We start from the raw sequence: 14,589 nt of genomic DNA on the forward strand, positions 1-14,589 counted from the left end.
GGCTGCCCCCCGACTCGCCCGGTACGCCGGGACGCGCCTCGTCAGAACCCGACGGTCCCGTCGATTCCCTCGCGCAGGAAGTCGGCGTGGCCGTTGTGCCGGGCATACTCGTGGATCAGGTGCAGCATCACCAGGCGCAGCGACACTTCCCCGCCCATCCTGGCGTGGAAGCCCGTCACATCGAGCGAGGGGGCGCTCTCCTCGATCCGGCGCGCGTGCGCGACCTCGGCCTGCCAGGCGTCGAACGCCTCCGCACGGGTCGACGCACTCGCGTCGTACGCCACCTGGAAGTCGCCGTCGTCCGTCCAGACACGCCCGACGTCCTGCTTGTCGATGACCAACCGGAACCAGACCCGCTCCACCTCGGCCATGTGCCGGACCAGGCCGAGCAGGGACAGCGTCGACGGGGGCATGGACCGGCGCCGCAGGTCCTCGTCGCCGAGTCCGTCGCACTTCATGGCGAGCGTCGCGCGATGGTGGTCGAGGAAGCCGCGCAGCATCTCGCGTTCGCCGCCGGTGAGCGGTGGGGCCGGACGTTCCGTGGTCACTTCTCGTTCCCCTCAGCAGATGACGGTTCAGCAGGTGACAGTTCAGGCGGTGACGTCATTCGGTGACGGTTCGGGCGGTGACGGTTCGTCTAGTACTACAGGGATAGATCTTAATCGATGCGTGCGGCATGATGGTCTGCCGTGAGCATGCGACTCCAGATGACACAGATCTAGCCCTGTAGTACAGGGTTCCGTTGGTTCAAGGCCAGGCGATGTCGCTCCAGATCTCGACGCGTATGTTCTTCATCTCTCCAGGGGTCGTACGGCGCAGGAGGCCTCCTGCGCACCTGGTCAACATGCGCGCGGACCGGGCCATTCCCGGCGGCGCAACGGCTGTCCGGCGCACCGCAGACGGCCCAGAGCGCTCCGCTTTCGGGCGACGCCGCAGCCCGGCGTCCACCTTGCGCCGTCCGTATGCCCCACGATCACAGGCGGCTGGCCCCACCCCGGCCGTGGACCGCCTGACCACTGGGAGACCGCCGTGCACATCCTGCTCGTCGCGAGTGCCTTCAACAGCCTGACGCAGCGTGTGCACGCGGAGCTGAGAGATCACGGTCACACGGTGGCCGTCGCACTCGCGCTGCCCGACCCCGCCCTGCACGACGCGGCTCTCCGGGAGGCCGTCCGCCGCCACGAGCCCGAGCTGATCGTGGCCCCTCTGCTGAAGACCGCCGTCCCCCAGGACATCTGGACGGCACACACCTGCCTCATCGTGCATCCGGGACCCGTCGGCGACCGGGGCCCTTCCTCGCTGGACTGGGCGATCCACGAGGGTGTGTCGTCTTGGGGAGTCACCGTCCTGCAGGCCGACGCGGTCATGGACGCCGGCGCTGTCTGGGCCACCGCCGACTGCCCGGTACCTCCGGTCGGCAAGAGCGACCTGTACCGCAACGAGATCTCCGACGCCGCGCTGCGGGCGGTGCTGCTGGCCGTCGAGCGCTTCGCGTCAGGAACGTACTCCCCCGAACCACAGCAACCACAGCAACCACAGCAACCACAGGCTCAGCAACCACAGCAGGGGCGCTTCCGCACCCGGCCGTATCTCCGACAGGAGCAGCGGCGCATCGACTGGCGGGCGGACTCCACCGGGACAGTGGTCCGTAAGCTCCGCGCTGCCGATTCGAACCCCGGGGTGCTGGACGAACTGCTCGGCGGCGAGTGGTTCCTGCACGGCGGCCATCCGGAGGACGAGCTGCGCGGCTGGCCGGGAGAGCTGCTGGCCACCCGGGCCGGCGCCGTCTGCCGGGCGACGGCCGACGGGGCCGTGTGGATCCCGGAGCTGCGGCCCCGGCGCAGGCCCGGGGAGCCGCCCACGTACAAACTGCCCGCGGTCAGCGCACTCGGCGTCCGGCTCCCGGAACTGCCCGAGCTGTACGCGCCCCTGGAGCCGGACGGGGAACGCCGTACCTGGACCGACATCCGCTACCGGGAGGTGGGGCAGGCGGGGTTCCTGACGTTCTCCTTCCCGGGCGGCGCGATGAGCACAGCCCAGTGCGGGCGGCTGCTGGCCGCGTACCGGAAGGCCCTCGCCCGGCCCACCTCGGTCCTGGTGCTGGGCGGCGGCCGGGACTTCTTCAGCAATGGCATCCATCTCCATGTGATCGAGGCGGCCGCGGATCCGGCGGCGGAGTCCTGGGCCAATATCAGCGCCATGGACGACCTGGTGGAGGCGGTGCTGACGACTGCCGACCGGCTGGTGGTCTCCGCCGTGGGCGGCAACGCCGCCGCGGGAGGAGCGATGCTGGCGCTGGCCGCCGACGAGGTCTGGTGCAGGGCGGGCTCGGTGCTGAATCCGCACTACCGGCTGATGGGGCTGTACGGATCCGAGTACTGGACCCGCACGCTGCCGCGCCGAGCAGGTGCGGATGCCGCCGGGGAGCTGATGCGGCGGGCCCTGCCGGTCAGCGCGGCTGCCGGGCAGCGCATCGGTCTGGTGGACCGGATCGTCGAGTGCGGGCCGCAGGACTTCCCGGCCGCGGTCGCCCGGCTGGCGACGCTCCTCGCGTTGTCCTCCGGTGCGCAGTCGCGGGCCGCGGCCAAGAAGGCGGAACTGGACCGCGAGGAGGCGGTCAGGCCGCTGGCCGCGTACCGGGAGGACGAGCTGGCGCGGATGGCCCGCACTTTCAACGATCCGGACGCGCCGTACCACGCACTGCGCCGCGCGTTCGTGCACAAACTGCCGCTGACCGGCACCCCGTCCCACCTCTAGCACTACAGGGATAGATCTTGATCGGTGCGTGCGGCATGATGGTCTGCCGTGAGCATGCGAGGTCGGGTTCAGGGCGAGGGCGAGATGGCTGCGGAGGATCTCGAGATCCTGGATGGCGAGTTTGAGGCGGTTTACGCCCGGATGGAGCCGTTGTTCTACCGTCCGGAGTCGCGGGCGCATGCGCGGGGGTATCTGCGTGGGCTGCTGGCACCGTTGCAGAAGAAGAACGCCTGGACGATCGCGGAGTATGCCGGGGCGCCGGAACCCAAGCGGGTGCAGCGGTTCTTGAACCTGACCCCGTGGGATGCGGGCCAGTTGCGTGAGGTGCTGGTCGGGTACGCGATGGAGCATTTCGCCGATGAGCGGGCGGTGCTGATCGCGGACCCGACCGGGTTCGCGAAGAAGGGCCGCAAATCGGCCGGGGTGCAGCGGCAGTACTCCGGAACGCTCGGGAGGATCGACAATTGCCAGATCGGCACGTTCCTGGCGTACGCGACGCCGGATGGCCACCGTGTTCTGCTGGACCGGGAGTTGTACCTGCCCGAGCATTCCTGGGCCGAGGACCGCGAGCGCTGCCGTGAGGCCGGTGTCCCCGATGAGGTGGTCTTCCAGACCCGGCCGCAGCAGGCGCGGCTGATGGTCGAGCGGGCCCTGGCGGCGAAGATTCCCTTCGCCTGGTTCCTGGCTGATGAGGAGTTCGGGCAGAACCCCGCCCTGCGTTCCTGGCTGGAGGGCGAGCGGGTCGCCTACGTGATGGCGGTGCCCAAGAACACCGAGGTCACCGACGCGGCGGGAGGCGCCGGCCGGATCGATGTCCTGGTGGAGGCTCTGCCCGAACGCGCCTTCACCCGGCGCGCCTGCGGGATCGGCACCAAGGGCTTTCGCACCTACGACTGGGCACTGGTCAACACCACTGATGCAGAGCATCAGTTCCTCGTGCGCCGCAGCATGGACGGGAGCGAGAGGGCCTACTTCCACTGCTTCAACCCCCGCCGTGAACCCATCGGTGAGCTTGTGCGCGCCGCCGGCGCGAGGTGGCCGGTGGAAGAGTGCTTCGAGGCCGCGAAGCAGGAGGCAGGCCTGGACCAGTACCAGGTCCGCCGCTACGACGCCTGGTACCGACACATCACCCTGTCCATGCTCGCCCTCTGCGTCCTGGCCGTGATGCGCCAGATGCTTCAAAAGGGGAACCTCGACCTGTGGAAAACTTCCGGACCTGGATGAAACACATCGGTCAAAACCGGATGAACAGCCCACCCAGGCCCGCATGCGGCGCCGACCAGTGACCCTCGCCGAGACCCGCCGCCCGCTCAACGAGATCCACCACGCTCTGCACTGGTCAACGTTCCGCCGACAGCACCAAGTTGACGCACGACGCGGCCACTTCCGCCGCCGCATGCGACTCCAGATGACACAGATCTAGCCCTGTAGTACTAGGACGCGGTCGCCGGATCCCGCGGGGAGAGCGGGATCAGATGAAGTTCAGCGCGGCTGCCCCGCCCACTCCCCCGAGCAACATGAACACGGGCATCAGCACCTTCAGCTCCACCCAGCTGCCGGCCCGGAACCGCATCAGCTTCGGCGGTCCGATCGGATACCACCGCTTGCGGCCGATCGGGATCGGCCACAGGATCGGGCAGCCTGAGACGGTGAGCGCGTCGCCGATGTCGTGCACCAGGGCGCCCAGGACGATCGGCAGGCCGAGCCACAGGTACTCCTGGCCCGGCGCCGCGAACAGCCAGTCCGCGCCGTTGCCCGGTTTGTCCAGTACGCCGGCGAGGATCCAGGCGCTCGTCGCGCCGAGCAGCCAGACCAGGACGTCACTGGAGACCCGGGCGGCCCTCCACAGCAGGCCTTCCACGGCCAGGACCAGGTGCACGAAGAGCAGCGCGAGGACCGCCCAGCGACCGCCGGTGACCGCCGCCGCCGACGCTCCCGCGCCGATCATGACCGCCCACAGCCAGGTGTGGGTGAGCGTGCGGTGGCCGCCGGTCCTGCGAGGATCGCCCTGCTTCCTGGTCGCCTTGTAGACGGCGTACGACAGCTTGTCGACGATCTCGCACAGGCCCTTCGAGACGGGGCCGAAGGCGCGCGAGATGGTCGCGGACTTGTGGTCGAGGTCGGGAGCGAGGGCCGCGCCCGCGCAGATCAGGGCTCCGACGGCCAGGACGGGCCAGGGCATCGGGTGGCCGGCCGCCGCCGCGGCGGCTCCCACCCCCAGCCAGGCCGCTGCCCCTGACAGTGAGTGCGCCGGTCCCATCATGGTCGTTCCGCCCCGTTGCTCTCGTACGTGCCTCGGCCGAGGCCGAGTTGACGCCCTGTCGACGCCCCGCCGAGAAGGCAGCGTAGCGCTCGTGATCTTCGCGCCGTCGTCCGGTTCCCTCATCCGGGCGGAAGGCAGGCAAGATGGGGGGTGTGACCCTTATCGATCAGATGCCTCCGACCGCCGACCCCGATGCCCTCTTCGAGGCTTTCTCGTCATGGGCCGAGGACCGGGGCATCACCCTCTACCCCGCCCAGGAAGAGGCGCTGATCGAGGTGGTCTCCGGCGCGAACGTGATCCTGTCCACCCCCACCGGCTCCGGAAAGAGCCTGGTCGCGGCGGGTGCGCACTTCACCGCACTGGCCCAGGACAAGGTCACCTTCTACACCGCGCCCATCAAGGCGCTGGTCTCGGAGAAGTTCTTCGACCTGTGCAAGATCTTCGGTACGGAGAACGTCGGCATGCTGACGGGCGACGCGTCCGTCAACAGCGACGCCCCGGTCATCTGCTGCACCGCCGAGGTACTGGCCTCCATCGCGCTGCGTGACGGCAAGAACGCGGACATCGGACAGGTGGTGATGGACGAGTTCCATTTCTACGCCGAACCGGACCGCGGCTGGGCCTGGCAGATCCCGATCCTGGAGCTGCCGCAGGCTCAGTTCATCCTGATGTCGGCGACCCTCGGCGACGTCTCGATGTTCGAGGAGGACCTGACGCGCCGCACGGGCCGGCCCACCTCCGTCGTGCACTCGGCGACCCGGCCGGTCCCGCTGTCGTACGAGTACCGCAAGACGCCGATCACCGAGACGCTGACCGAGCTCCTGGAGACCAAGCAGGCGCCGGTCTACATCGTGCACTTCACGCAGGCCTCGGCCGTCGAGCGCGCGCAGTCGCTGATGAGCATCAACATGTGCTCGCGCACCGAGAAGGACCAGATCGCCGAGCTCATCGGCAACTTCCGCTTCACCACCAAGTTCGGCCGCAACCTGTCGCGCTACGTGCGCCACGGGATCGGCGTCCACCACGCCGGCATGCTCCCCAAGTACCGCCGCCTGGTGGAGAAGCTCGCGCAGGCCGGTCTGCTCAAGGTCATCTGCGGTACGGACACCCTGGGCGTCGGTGTCAACGTGCCCATCCGCACCGTGCTGTTCACGGCTCTGTCGAAGTACGACGGCACCCGTGTGCGCACGCTGCGCGCACGCGAGTTCCACCAGATCGCGGGCCGTGCCGGGCGGGCCGGCTTCGACACGGCGGGCTATGTCATCGCCCAGGCGCCCGAGCACGTCGTCGAGAACGAGAAGGCGCTCGCCAAGGCGGGCGACGACCCCAAGAAGCGCCGCAAGGTGGTCCGCAAGAAGGCCCCCGAGGGCTTCATCGCCTGGTCCGACGCCACCTTCGAGAAGCTCATCAACTCCGCACCGGAGCCGCTGACTTCGCGCTTCAAGGTGACGCACACCATGCTGCTCTCGGTCATCGCCAGGCCGGGCAACGCCTTCGAGGCGATGCGTCACCTCCTGGAGGACAACCACGAGCCGCGCAAGGCGCAGTTGCGCCACATCCGGCGCGCCATCGCCATCTACCGTTCACTGCTCGACGGCGGTGTCGTGGAGCGTCTGGACACCCCGGACGCCGAGGGCCGGATCGTGCGGCTGACGGTCGATCTCCAGCAGAACTTCGCACTGAACCAGCCGCTGTCGACGTTCGCGCTGGCCTCGTTCGAGCTGCTCGACCCCGACTCCCCCTCGTACGCTCTGGACATGGTCTCCGTCGTGGAGTCCACCCTGGACGATCCGCGCCAGATCCTGGCCGCCCAGCAGAACAAGGCGCGCGGTGAGGCGATCGGCCAGATGAAGGCGGACGGCATCGAGTACGAGGAGCGCATGGAGCGGCTCCAGGACATCATGTACCCGAAGCCGCTGGAGGAACTGCTGGCGCACGCGTACAACGTGTACCGCCAGAGCCACCCGTGGGTCAGTGACCACCCGGTGTCCCCGAAGTCCGTGATCCGCGACATGTACGAGCGGGCCATGATCTTCACCGAGTTCACGTCCTTCTACGAGCTGGCCCGCACCGAGGGCATCGTCCTGCGGTACCTGGCGGGTGCGTACAAGGCCCTGGAGCACACCATCCCGGACGACCTCAAGTCCGAGGACCTGGAAGACCTCACGGCCTGGCTCGGCGAGCTGGTCCGCCAGGTCGACTCCAGCCTCCTCGACGAGTGGGAGCAGCTGGCCAACCCCGAGGTGGAGACGGCCGAGCAGGCACAGGACCGCGCCGACCAGGTCAAGCCGGTCACCGCGAACGCACGTGCCTTCCGGGTGCTCGTACGCAACGCGATGTTCCGCCGGGTGGAGATGGCCGCCCTGGACCGGGTGCGGGAGCTGGGCGAGATGGACGCCGAGTCGGGCTGGGACGAAGAGGCCTGGGGCAAGGCGATGGACGGCTACTGGGACGAGTACGAGGACCTGGGAACGGGGCCCGACGCGCGCGGCCCCAAGCTTCTGATGATCGAGGAGGACGCCGAGCACGACCTGTGGCGCGTCCGCCAGGCCTTCGCCGACCCGAACGGCGACCATGACTGGGGTATCAGCGCGGAGGTCGATCTCGCGGCCTCCGACGAGGAGGGCCGTGCCGTCGTCCGGGTCACCGACGTCGGCCGGCTGTGAGAGTGGAGAGACCCGCGATGACGCACACGCCGACCCCCGCCGAGCATCTGGTGGACCTGCTCGACCTGGAGCGGATCGAGGTCAACATCTTCCGCGGGCGCAGCCCCGAGGAGTCCCTGCAACGGGTCTTCGGCGGGCAGGTCGCCGGCCAGGCGCTCGTCGCGGCGGGCCGCACCACGGACGGCGACCGGCCGGTCCACTCGCTGCACGCGTACTTCCTGCGGCCCGGCCGCCCCGGGGTGCCGATCGTCTACCAGGTCGAGCGGGTCAGGGACGGGCGTTCCTTCACCACGCGCCGGGTCACCGCGATCCAGCAGGGCCGCACGATCTTCAACCTGACGGCCTCCTTCCACAAGCCGGAGGAGGGCACCTTCGAGCACCAGCTGCCGCCGGCCCGCGAGGTGCCGGACCCCGAGTCGCTTCCGACGGTGGCCGAGGAGGTCCGTGAGCACCTGGGCGGCCTCCCGGAGTCGCTGGAGCGCATGGCGCGGCGCCAGCCCTTCGAGATCCGCTACGTCGACCGGCTGCGCTGGACGTCGGAGGAGATCAAGGGCGCGGACCCGCGCAGCGCGGTGTGGATGCGCGCGGTCGGGCCGCTGGGCGACGATCAGCTCGTCCACACCTGCGCGTTGGCGTACGCGAGCGACATGACGCTGCTCGACGCCGTCCGGATCCCGGTCGAGCCGCTCTGGGGTCCGCGCAGCTTCGACATCGCGTCGCTGGACCACGCGATGTGGTTCCACCGGCCGTTCCGGGCGGACGAGTGGTTCCTCTACGACCAGGAGTCGCCGATCGCCACCGGCGCGCGGGGGCTGGCGCGCGGCCGGATCTACGACCGTGCGGGCAATCTGCTCGTCTCCGTGGTCCAGGAGGGGCTCTTCCGCGCGCTCGACGCCTGACAGGGCGACGGGCAACCACTCGCCGGACCCGGGCCCGTCGACTTCGTGTCGGCGGCCCTCTGGAACAGTACGTACCACTGCCCGACCTGTACCGACCCGCACACGAGGAGACGGCGATGAGCCTGTACGACATCCCGCTGAACACCCTGACCGGCGAGCCCGTGACCCTGGAGGCGTACCGGGGCAAGGCGGTGCTGGTGGTGAACGTGGCGTCCAAGTGCGGCCTGACGCCGCAGTACGCGGGCCTGGAGCAACTCCAGAAGAGCTACGCGGACCGCGGCTTCACGGTGCTCGGGGTGCCGTGCAACCAGTTCGCGGGTCAGGAGCCGGGCAGTGCGGAGGAGATCCGGACGTTCTGCTCGGCGAGCTATGGCGTGACGTTCCCGCTGCTGGAGAAGATCGAGGTGAACGGCGACCACCGTCACCCGCTGTACCAGGCGCTCACGCAGGTCAAGGACGCGGACGGCGAGGCCGGCGACATTCAGTGGAACTTCGAGAAGTTCGTCATCTCCGCCCAGGGTGAGGTCGTCGGGCGCTTCCGCCCGCGCACCGAGCCCGACGCCCCCGAGGTCGTCGCCACCATCGAGGCGCACCTGCCGACCTGACGCCGCACCGTGTGAAAACGCCGCCCCCGCCGATGCTTGAATTCCAGCGATCGACGCAACACGGGGTCAGAGTGAGGCGGGCGCGAGCAGTTTAGACAGACGCTCGGCTGGGGTTTCCCAGCCGAGCGTTTTGCGTGGGCGGCTGTTGAGCTCAGCGGCCACGATGTCCAGCTCCTCGCGGGTGTGGGCAGAGAGGTCGGTGCCCTTGGGGAAGTACTGCCGGAGCAGGCCGTTGGTGTTCTCGTTCGAGCCTCGCTGCCAGGGGCTGCCCGGTTCACAGAAGTAGACCGGCATGTCGGCCGCGGTGGAGAAGACGTGGTGGCGTGCCATCTCGTTGCCCTGGTCCCAGGTCAGGGACCTCTTCAGCTGCGGCGGAAGCGACTTCACCGTGTTCGCCAGGGCGACGTGGAAGTGCTCGGCTCTGTGCCCGTATGACAGGTGCACCAGCATCACGTAGCGAGTGCTGCGTTCGACAAGGGTGCCAATGGCGGATCGGTGACTGGGGCCGACGATGCAGTCGCCTTCCCAGTGGCCCGGGACGGCTCGGTCTGCGGCTTCGGCCGGCCGTTCGCTGATCATCACCATGGGTGTGGAGAACCGGGGCTGTCGCTTGTTGGACTGGCGGTGCGGCTTGCGGCGGGCCCGTCCCGTGCGGAGGGCGCGGGCGAGGTCTCTGCGGATCTCGCCTCGGGCCTGGACGTAGAGGGCCTGGTAGATCGTCTCGTGGACCACGTGCATCTCCGGGCGGTCGGGGAAGTCCCTGCGGAGCAGGTGAACGATCTGCTCCGGGCTCCAGCGCCTGCCCAGGCGGTCCTGGATGTAGTCACGCAGCTCGGCGTTCTGGGCTATCTTCGCGGGCTTCGGACGGGGCAGCCGGGCCTCGGCACGGGCCTGAGCGGCGTAGGGCCTGTACTGGCCGTTGGCCGGGTGCTGGTTGCGCCGTATCTCGCGACTGATGGTCGAGGGACTCCGCTTCAGGTTCGCTGCGATCTTGCGGACCGTCGTCTTCTCCCGGACCGCGTCGGCGATGTAGAGGCGTTCGTCCTGTGTCAGGTACCGAGACAACGAATCGACCCGGCTTGCCCGCACTCTGTGTGCGGGCAAGCCGGGTCTCATTTTCGTTGGTGCCGATCCGTTGCGCCAGCGCATGCCGGTCCGCCGGTTGATCCCGACGATCTCGCATGCCTCGCGGCTGCTGACTCCCTGCTGCATGAGCAGGGAGTATGCCTCCCGTTCCCGGGTCAGCTTCTTGCGTCCCTGAGATGAGCGGATCTTGCGGATCTCGAAGTCCATCGCGTTCCCGAAGTCGGGTGTTGCGACGACCGTTAGAACTCAAGATGAGGCGGGGGCGGCGTTTTCGTACTCTCGGGCGTGGCTCAGCGGATCGGCATGCCCGACAGGGTGCGGGCGATCACCAGGCGCTGGATCTCGCTGGTGCCTTCGAAGATGGTGTAGATCGCCGCGTCCCGGTGCATGCGCTCCACCGGGTACTCCCGGGTGTAGCCGTTGCCACCGAGGATCTGCACGGCCTGCGCGGTGACCGTCTTGGCCGTCTCGCTGGCGAACAGCTTGGACATGGAGCCCTCGGCCGAGGTGAACGGCTTGCCCGCCGACGCCATCCAGGACGCCCGCCACACCAGCAGCCGCGCCGCGTCGATCTGGGTGCGCATGTCGGCGAGCTGGAAGGCGATGCCCTGGTTGTCGATGATCGGACGGCCGAACTGCTCACGGGTCTTGGCGTAGTCGAGTGCGACCTCGTACGCGGCGCGGGCGGTGCCCACGGCCATCGCGCCGACCGCCGGGCGGGACGCCTCGAAGGTGGCCATCGCCGCGTTCTTCACGCGTTCGCCGCCCTTCTTGGCACGCTCACGGGAACGGGCGAGGCGCTCGTCGAGCTTCTCCTTGCCGCCGAGCAGGCAGTGTCCGGGAACGCGTACGTCCTCCAGGACGACCTCGGCGGTGTGCGAGGCCCGGATGCCGTGCTTCTTGAACTTCTGCCCCTGGGACAGGCCGGGGGTGTTGGGCGGGACGATGAACGACGCGTGGCCCTTGGTGCCGAGCTCGGGGTCGACGAGGGCCACCACGACATGGACATTGGCGATGCCGCCGTTGGTCGCCCAGGTCTTGGTGCCGTTGAGCACCCACTCGTCCTTGGCCTCGTCGTACACGGCTCGGGTCCGCATCGCGGACACGTCGGAGCCCGCGTCGGGCTCCGAGGAGCAGAAGGCGGCGACCTTGACGTCGGCCGCGTCGCCGTACATCTGCGGGATCCAGGTGCCGATCTGCTCCTCGGTGCCGTTGGCGAGGACGCCGACGGCGGCCAGGCCCGTACCGACGATGGACAGACCGATGCCCGCGTCGCCCCAGAAGAGCTCCTCCATCGCCATCGGGATGCCGAGGCCCGTCGGGTCGAAGAACTGCTGGGCGTAGAAGTCGAGGGAGTAGATGCCGAGTTTGGCCGCCTCCTGGATGACGGGCCAGGGAGTCTCCTCACGCTCGTCCCACTCGGCGGCGGCCGGGCGCATCACATCGGCGGCGAATCCGTGGATCCAGTCGCGGACCTGCTTCTGGTCATCGTTGAGTTCGAGCGTGAACTCGGCCATGTCCCCTCCAGCACTGCGTTCAAAATCAAACGTTACTTACGGTAACCCGAGTCTGTTACTGGCAAGTAGGCCCTGTCAACCACTGCCGGGCGGATCGGCATGGGCCTTGGCCACAGTGTTACGTTTTCGGGGCGTTACGGAATCGCTTGGGCGGGGAGACACACCATGGACACCACACAGCAGGATGCGCAGCAGCGCTCCGCGGCCGCACGGCGACGGCGGGAACTGCTCGAAGCGGCCGACCGCGTGGTTCTCCGGGACGGCCCACAGGCCTCCATGAACGCCATAGCCGCCGAGGCCGGGATCACCAAGCCCATTCTCTACCGGCACTTCGGCGACAAGGGCGGTCTCTACCGCGCCCTGGCCAAGCGCCACACCGACGCCCTGCTCGACGCACTGCGGGCGGCGCTCGACGCGCCGGCCGAGCGGCGCGAGCGGGTGGAGGCGACGCTCGACACCTACCTCGCGGCGATCGAGGCCCGCCCGCAGGTCTACCGGTTCCTGATGCACCCCTCCGAGGAGGCGTACCAGCCCGAGCAGGGCTTCGACGTCGGCCGGCACTCGGCGCCACTGCTGCGCAGGCTCGGCGAGGAGCTGGCGAAAGTCATCGCCGAGCGGGTGGACCTGGGCCCCGGCAGTGAGCAGCTCGCCCGGGTGTGGGGACATGGAATCGTCGGCATGATGCACGCGGCCGGCGACTGGTGGCTGGGCGAACGGCCTTGCTCCCGCGCCCAGTTGGTGTCCAGCCTCGCGGACCTGCTGTGGGGCAGGCTGGCCGCCGCGGGCGACCGCGCGGGCGGCCCCGGCTTCTGAGCCCCGCTCAGCCCTTCGGCGCCGCACCCCGGCCCGTCCGCCGCGCGGCCCGCAGCGCCCGCACCCGGCGCCACCCGGTGAGCCGGTCCGTATAGACCAGGCCCTCCAGGTGGTCGCACTCGTGCTGGAGGCAGCGGGCGAAGAAGCCGGTGGCGTCGATCCGTACCGGTTCGCCCGTGACCAACACCCCTTCGACGATGGTGTGGTCGAAGCGTTCGGTGCCCGCTTCCACGCCCGGCAGCGACAGACAGCCCTCGGGACCGCGTACGGTGATGGCGTCGGCCTCCGCCTCGATCAGGCGTGGGTTGACGATGTGTCCCACGTGGCGGACGTCCTCGTCGTCCGGACAGTCGTATACGAAGACGCGCAGCGGCAGGCCGATCTGGTTCGCCGCGAGGCCGACCCCGTCGGCCGCGTACATCGTCGCGAACATGTCCTCGACAAGACCGGCGAGCGGGGGGCCGAATTCGGTCACGGCTTCACAGGTGGCATGCAGCACCGGATCACCCAGCATGGTCATGGGTCGTACGAGCCCGGAACTGCCGGGAATTGGGCGATGTCGCATGGCCGTAAGCCTACGTTCCGCCAGATACCACAGCTCTCGGGCGGTGCCGCGGTTCGGGGCCACGGCCGGATCTCGATAGGCTGAGCCCGGACTGTTGACCGGTGGACCTGGGGCAAGTGCGGCGCCGGATGCAAGGAGGATCAGTGACGATGGCAGGCAACACGGAGCCGTTGTCGCCGCGGGCCAAGCTGGCCGTGACGGCAGGCAAGGCGGCGGCGGCGGTGTCCCGCGCCGCGGGACGCGGCAGCGGATCCGTGATCGGCGGCAAGGTGGCGCTCAGGCTCGACCCCGATCTGCTCGGGCGGCTCGCCCAGCATCTCGACGTCGTGCTTGTCTCTGCGACGAACGGCAAGACGACGACGACCCGGCTGATCGCCGAGGCGCTGCGGGCCAGCGGCCCGGTGGTCTCCAACGCGCTGGGCGCCAACATGCCGGCGGGCATCACCTCCGCTCTGGCCGGCGGCTCGGACGCGAAGTACGGCGTGATCGAGGTCGACGAGAAGTACCTCGCCGGTGTCGCACGCGATGTGACGCCCAAGGCGATCGCCCTGCTCAACCTCTCCCGCGACCAGCTCGACCGGGCCGCCGAGACGCGGATGCTCGCCGAGCACTGGCGCGAGGGGCTGTCGGGCAACAAGGCCGTGGTCATCGCGAACGCGGACGACCCGCTGATCGTCTGGGCCGCCTCGTCCTCCCCCAATGTGGTGTGGGTGGCGGCCGGCCAGGAGTGGAAGGACGACGCCTGGTCCTGCCCGTCCTGCGGCGGTGTGATGCAGCGCCCCGGCGACGACTGGTACTGCGGCGACTGCGGCTTCCGCCGTCCCACCCCCAGCTGGGTGCTGAGCGGCGATCACGTCCTGGACCCGCACGGCTCGGCCTGGCCGATCCATCTTCAGCTGCCGGGCCGCGCCAACAAGGCGAACGCCGCCACCTCGGCCGCGGTCGCCGCCACCTTCGGTGTGCCGCCACAGGTGGCGCTGGAGCGCATGTACCAGGTGCAGGCGGTGGCGGGGCGCTACGACGTGGTGCAGTTCCAGAACCGCGACCTGCGACTGCTCCTCGCGAAGAACCCGGCGGGCTGGCTCGAAACGTTTTCCCTGATCGACCCGCCGCCCACCCCGGTGATCCTGGCCGTCAACGCGCGAGGCGCGGACGGCACGGACACCTCGTGGCTGTGGGACGTCGACTACACCCGGCTCGCCGGTCACCCGATCTTCGTGCTCGGCGACCGCAAGCTGGACCTGGCCGTGCGCCTGGAGGTCGCGAACCTGGACTTCCGGGTCTGCGAGACCCTCGACGAGGCCGTGCAGCTCGCGCCCCCCGGGCGGATCGAGACGATCGCCAACTACACCGCCTTCCAGGACCTGCGCCGCCGCGTCGGCAACTAGGACCAGGCCGCGTACACCGGAAGAAATGGA

12 protein-coding genes are annotated in these 14,589 nt (G+C 69.2%); 7 read left to right on the forward strand and 5 right to left on the reverse strand.

Annotated features, from left to right (window positions below):
* Positions 1 to 41: 41 nt before the first annotated feature.
* Positions 42 to 548, reverse strand: a complete 507-nt coding sequence (locus ACLLJJ_RS03485; protein ID WP_434587778.1) for a DinB family protein — start codon at positions 546 to 548, stop codon at positions 42 to 44.
* A gap of 481 nt (positions 549 to 1,029) precedes the next feature.
* Between ACLLJJ_RS03485 and ACLLJJ_RS03490 the strand changes: the two genes are divergently transcribed.
* Positions 1,030 to 2,757 (forward strand): enoyl-CoA hydratase-related protein, encoded by a 1,728-nt coding sequence (locus ACLLJJ_RS03490; RefSeq protein ID WP_434587779.1) that lies wholly within the window; start codon positions 1,030 to 1,032, stop codon positions 2,755 to 2,757.
* A gap of 84 nt (positions 2,758 to 2,841) precedes the next feature.
* Entirely contained in the window at positions 2,842 to 3,981 is a 1,140-nt protein-coding gene (locus tag ACLLJJ_RS03495) for an IS701 family transposase (RefSeq protein ID WP_434600288.1), read from the forward strand.
* A gap of 247 nt (positions 3,982 to 4,228) precedes the next feature.
* Here the strand turns inward: ACLLJJ_RS03495 and ACLLJJ_RS03500 are convergent, their stop codons facing one another.
* A complete protein-coding gene (locus ACLLJJ_RS03500) occupies positions 4,229 to 5,020 on the reverse strand; it encodes a metal-dependent hydrolase (protein WP_434587780.1) in 792 nt (263 codons plus the stop codon).
* 152 nt (positions 5,021 to 5,172) lie between these two features.
* Between ACLLJJ_RS03500 and ACLLJJ_RS03505 the strand changes: the two genes are divergently transcribed.
* The 3 genes from ACLLJJ_RS03505 (at position 5,173) to ACLLJJ_RS03515 (ending at position 9,190) form a co-directional block, all read left to right on the forward strand.
* Positions 5,173 to 7,686 (forward strand): DEAD/DEAH box helicase, encoded by a 2,514-nt coding sequence (locus ACLLJJ_RS03505; protein ID WP_434587781.1) that lies wholly within the window; start codon positions 5,173 to 5,175, stop codon positions 7,684 to 7,686.
* A 17-nt stretch (positions 7,687 to 7,703) separates the two neighbouring features.
* Positions 7,704 to 8,585: an acyl-CoA thioesterase gene (locus ACLLJJ_RS03510; protein ID WP_434587782.1), complete on the forward strand. Its 882-nt coding sequence runs from the start codon at positions 7,704 to 7,706 to the stop codon at positions 8,583 to 8,585.
* Between the two features lie 116 nt (positions 8,586 to 8,701).
* Positions 8,702 to 9,190: a glutathione peroxidase gene (locus tag ACLLJJ_RS03515; protein WP_434587783.1), complete on the forward strand. Its 489-nt coding sequence runs from the start codon at positions 8,702 to 8,704 to the stop codon at positions 9,188 to 9,190.
* Positions 9,191 to 9,256: 66 nt separating this feature from the next.
* Here ACLLJJ_RS03515 and ACLLJJ_RS03520 read toward each other — a convergent pair whose 3' ends face one another.
* Positions 9,257 to 10,483, reverse strand: coding sequence for an IS30 family transposase (locus tag ACLLJJ_RS03520; protein WP_434587784.1), 1,227 nt, complete (start codon positions 10,481 to 10,483; stop codon positions 9,257 to 9,259).
* Positions 10,484 to 10,566: 83 nt separating this feature from the next.
* Positions 10,567 to 11,793, reverse strand: coding sequence for an acyl-CoA dehydrogenase family protein (locus ACLLJJ_RS03525; protein ID WP_434587785.1), 1,227 nt, complete (start codon positions 11,791 to 11,793; stop codon positions 10,567 to 10,569).
* Positions 11,794 to 11,958: 165 nt separating this feature from the next.
* Between ACLLJJ_RS03525 and ACLLJJ_RS03530 the strand changes: the two genes are divergently transcribed.
* Complete coding sequence (locus ACLLJJ_RS03530) at positions 11,959 to 12,606, forward strand: TetR family transcriptional regulator (protein WP_434587786.1); 648 nt, start codon at positions 11,959 to 11,961, stop codon at positions 12,604 to 12,606.
* A gap of 7 nt (positions 12,607 to 12,613) precedes the next feature.
* On the opposite strand, the gene def is transcribed toward ACLLJJ_RS03530, so the two are convergent.
* Complete coding sequence (gene def, locus ACLLJJ_RS03535; protein ID WP_434587787.1) at positions 12,614 to 13,171, reverse strand: peptide deformylase; 558 nt, start codon at positions 13,169 to 13,171, stop codon at positions 12,614 to 12,616.
* A 149-nt stretch (positions 13,172 to 13,320) separates the two neighbouring features.
* Between def and ACLLJJ_RS03540 the strand changes: the two genes are divergently transcribed.
* Positions 13,321 to 14,559: a MurT ligase domain-containing protein gene (locus tag ACLLJJ_RS03540; protein WP_283519535.1), complete on the forward strand. Its 1,239-nt coding sequence runs from the start codon at positions 13,321 to 13,323 to the stop codon at positions 14,557 to 14,559.
* Positions 14,560 to 14,589 lie beyond the last annotated feature (30 nt).

This window comes from Streptomyces sp. A5-4, from assembly GCF_051131715.1.
GTDB lineage: Bacteria > Actinomycetota > Actinomycetes > Streptomycetales > Streptomycetaceae > Streptomyces.

Excerpts from the sequence above, each read along its gene's own strand:
- ACLLJJ_RS03495 (WP_434600288.1), top strand. The coding sequence starts at position 2,842 with ATGGCTGCGGAGGATCTCGAGATCCTGGATGGCGAGTTTGAGGCGGTT.
- ACLLJJ_RS03500 (WP_434587780.1), bottom strand. The coding sequence starts at position 5,020 with ATGATGGGACCGGCGCACTCACTGTCAGGGGCAGCGGCCTGGCTGGGG.
- ACLLJJ_RS03510 (WP_434587782.1), top strand. The coding sequence starts at position 7,704 with ATGACGCACACGCCGACCCCCGCCGAGCATCTGGTGGACCTGCTCGAC.
- ACLLJJ_RS03515 (WP_434587783.1), top strand. The coding sequence starts at position 8,702 with ATGAGCCTGTACGACATCCCGCTGAACACCCTGACCGGCGAGCCCGTG.
- ACLLJJ_RS03520 (WP_434587784.1), bottom strand. The coding sequence starts at position 10,483 with ATGGACTTCGAGATCCGCAAGATCCGCTCATCTCAGGGACGCAAGAAG.
- ACLLJJ_RS03525 (WP_434587785.1), bottom strand. The coding sequence starts at position 11,793 with ATGGCCGAGTTCACGCTCGAACTCAACGATGACCAGAAGCAGGTCCGC.
- ACLLJJ_RS03530 (WP_434587786.1), top strand. The coding sequence starts at position 11,959 with ATGGACACCACACAGCAGGATGCGCAGCAGCGCTCCGCGGCCGCACGG.
- def (WP_434587787.1), bottom strand. The coding sequence starts at position 13,171 with ATGCGACATCGCCCAATTCCCGGCAGTTCCGGGCTCGTACGACCCATG.
- ACLLJJ_RS03540 (WP_283519535.1), top strand. The coding sequence starts at position 13,321 with ATGGCAGGCAACACGGAGCCGTTGTCGCCGCGGGCCAAGCTGGCCGTG.